Annotated in this window: 2 protein-coding genes and 1 pseudogene; all 3 read right to left on the minus strand. The window is 36.7% G+C overall.

Annotation, left to right across the window (positions count from 1 at the left end):
• Window positions 1-123: 123 nt before the first annotated feature.
• Window positions 124-438 (minus strand): annotated as a pseudogene (locus FTU72_RS15955) (VOC family protein); the annotation flags it as partial.
• Between the two features lie 205 nt (window positions 439-643).
• A complete protein-coding gene (locus tag FTU72_RS15960) occupies window positions 644-1,561 on the minus strand; it encodes a LysR family transcriptional regulator (protein ID WP_180053111.1) in 918 nt (305 codons plus the stop codon).
• Window positions 1,562-1,835: 274 nt separating this feature from the next.
• A complete protein-coding gene (ampC, locus tag FTU72_RS15965) occupies window positions 1,836-2,981 on the minus strand; it encodes a class C beta-lactamase (RefSeq protein ID WP_180053112.1) in 1,146 nt (381 codons plus the stop codon).
• Window positions 2,982-3,617: the final 636 nt, after the last annotated feature.

Consider the following 3,617-nt stretch of genomic DNA (forward strand, 5'->3'; position numbering starts at 1 on the left):
CAATGGCTTTTATGGCTTCAGCTTTAAATTCTGCGGTGTAAGTCTTCTGTTTCTTGCTCATGGTAAACTCCTAATGAGTATGTATAGTTTACCAAGTTAAACCCTCCTGTTTTTTAAGCACACATCACTTTCCTGACCGCCATTATTGACGATCGCATTCCAATAGCGGTCAGTTTCTTCCTGATCCTCTGTGGCGACTTGAAATGAGAAAGATTCATTATGCTGAAATACAGGCCCTCCATTTAAACCAATACATGGAATACCCAGTACGGTAAAGTCTACTGTGATGACATCACCTGCTTTACCAGAGGGATAATCTCCAGGTGCAAGAACGATGGCACCTATAGATGAATTTGGAAAAGTTTCTGCATAAAATCGTGCAGCTTCTTCAGCATCATGATCGTACCAAAGACAGATGGTATTCTTTGCGATATTCATGATCTCACCTTTTCTTTCAGAATAGGTTTTAAACTACCTAAGAACTCTTCAATATCTCATCTACTAGTTGAGTCCTACTCTTCCCATCTTTCACCCAAAATTAAGATAAGCCTGTTTTAGAATTGTATATTTATTGATCTAATTGACTGAAAGCGTCATCAAAAAGAATAGTTTTAAAGAGTCGAGAGGAAACCTTTATCACCACTTAATCATAATATGTGATTCTCTTTTTAGAGAATCGGTCAAGCTGCTTTAAAAATCCTTCGAAATAATCTTTCTGCTTTTCTTCAGTTCGATAACTTGCATATAAAGTCCGGCGCAGTCCATTCGGGGCTATACAATTCAAACGGCGTGAAGTCACCCAGCCTTTTTGCTCATATTCATTCACTACCCAATCTGGCAAGGCTGCAATTCCCCGACCACTGGCAACCAGTTGAATCAGCATTTGAGTCAAGTCGGTGGTCCGAATTTGTTTAGGTAAAATATTCGCTGGAATAAACAGGTGTGACATGATGTCCAGACGGTGCTTGTCCACTGGATAAGTAATCAGTGTTTCTTCCGCCAATTCCTGGACGCTAATACTTTGAGAACGCACTAAAGGATGAGTATTCGATAGCACCAAACGCGACTCATACTCAAAAATCGGGAAATACTCTATACCCTTCAGTTCAATAGGATCAGCGGTAATAAGCAGATCGAATTCCCCTGTTTGTAATAATTCATGCGGATTGGCCTCAAAGCCAGAAGCGAAATCCAAATCTACATCTGGATATTGAATACGATATTGATTCAGTAAAGGCATCAACCAGTCGAAACAGCTATGGCATTCGGAAGAAAAAATGATCCGTCCTGTCTGCCCATGCACAATGCGAATGATATCACTCTGTGCAACATGGACTTGAGGCAAAATATCATCTGCCAGCTTCAGTAAGCGCTGCCCGACATTGGAAAAACTGACCGGGCGACTACGGCGATTGACGATTTCGACTCCGAACCATTGATCCAATTCACGAAGCTGATGGGACAAAGCTGAAGGCGTGAGACAAAGATCTCCTGCTGCTGCAACCAGTGAGCCATGTTCTCGTAACGCGACTAAGGTTTTTAAATGACGAAGTTCTAACATGAATGCCCTGAAACCTATCTAATCTGATTCAATCTTAATTAAATAAGCTTACCCTATTTTGAACTTTAATATTATTAAATTTCATTTTAAAATTTATAGAATGAATTTTTCTCAACCAATAAAATCTACCACTCTTATCGATACAAAATAAAAACCTCCGAAATTAGGAGGCTTTTACTTCAGTTAGAGTTTAAGACTCAACCTCTTTTCAAAAGAAGGAAACACCCTAGCTCAAAAATCATGAGACATTTCCTTCTATTCAGGCTTAATAAACTTAACTGTTTTTTATGGACTGAAAGACTTGATAGGCTGCCTTGATTCGCTCTGCATTGGGAATTTTTTTATTCATCATCATCACCAGTCCAAAATTTTCTTCTGGAATAAACAGTACATAGGTTCCAAAGCCATTGGTTGAACCAGTTTTATGAAAAACTTGTGATTTTGCCTGAACAGTATTTTTGACTACTGGATTTGCTTGCATCACGACTTTTTCAGAATTACTTACCAGCAAAATATCGAGTGTCGTCGGATATGAAAAAGTCTCCCAGCCGAGTGCTTGAGTCATTTTCCCAAGTTTAAAATACCCATGATGAGTTTCCAGAAGCGCTTGTTTAATATCAGGCTTGTTTTTTTTCAGATTCAGATTGGCATCTAATAATTTCAGCATATCGGGAAGTGTAGATTTCACCCCATAAGCCTGGGCATCTAAAGCTCCCGGGTTTACCTGCACCGGATGATTGTTCTGATCATAGCCGAAAGCATAGTGAACCCTTTGTGCTTTCGGAACATTAATATAGGTATTCTTTAAATTGAGTTTTGGAAAAATCGTCTGTTCCAGCAATACGCTAAAAGGAACATTCATTGATCTTGCACTTAACTCACCAAATAAGCCAATACTGGGATTTGAATATTGCCGATATTGGCCAGGCGGATGTTTGACCTGCCAATCTTGGAAATACTTTAAAACTTGCTGATCAGTCTGGACCTGATCTGGAAATTGCAAAGGTAAGCTTCCACTTGTATAAGTCGCTAATTCCAGCAAACTGACTTTGTTGATTTCTGAATTCTTTAAATCAGGCCAATATTTAGCTGGATGATCATTAAAAGAAAGCTTGCCCTGACTCTTGGCATAGCCCCCTGCAATGCCCGTAAAGATTTTACTTACAGAACCTAATTCAAAAATTGTTTGCCGATTTACAGCTTTATGGTCGATATGAGATTGCAGGCCATAATAGTATTCATGATTTTTTCCCTGATAAATCACCCCGACTGCCATTCCCAATACATCATATTGTTGCATGAGCGGCTTGAATGACTGATCAATAGCAGCCTTAATATAATATCCCTTTGTTTCATCTGCATTTGCCTGAACGCTAAATCCTATAGCCAAGACAATGATTCCTGCCTTAAATCCTTTCACAGTACTTAAAACCTTTCTTATTTTTTTATCCCATTTAAGAAAGTGGTTATCTTCTCACTTATTTCCCCACTCATCCTTAGTAGATTCTTTATTTCTCTTTCTATTGATTAGTGAATTCAATTTCTGAACTATTCAATCTCTCTTGTCTATAAGTTGCTCCCTCATAGAGGACATATAGTCATTCCAAGCTTTCTCCACTTTTTTATAAAAATGGTAGAACTGGCATACCTATAAAATTTGAAAATAAAATATAAGAGTTAAATAAAAATAAGCTAAATCTAGCCATACCTCTAAATTTAAGATTTTATTTTATTGACTAAAAAATTATTAGATAAAAATTCAATCCCACTATTTAAAATAAAAACCTCCCAAAATAAGGATGTTTAAAAAATTAAAAATATATTTGAAAAATAAATCAGAATATAAAATACATAAATTATTTTTAAGAAAAGTTGTTAACAAAATAAACTATTGATTATATTTATATTTTAAAAAATAAGCCTAAAGATGAGACTGTAAATTAAATTGTGTAATTGCCTGAATTTGCTATGTTCATATTCACAACGGAGTCAGGCAACATGATGAACGAACAAAAACTAAAAGACCTTGCAGCAGAATTTGCTAAAGGAATCAAAA

It is taken from the genome of Acinetobacter sp. YH12137 (assembly GCF_013418535.1).
Taxonomy (GTDB): domain Bacteria; phylum Pseudomonadota; class Gammaproteobacteria; order Pseudomonadales; family Moraxellaceae; genus Acinetobacter.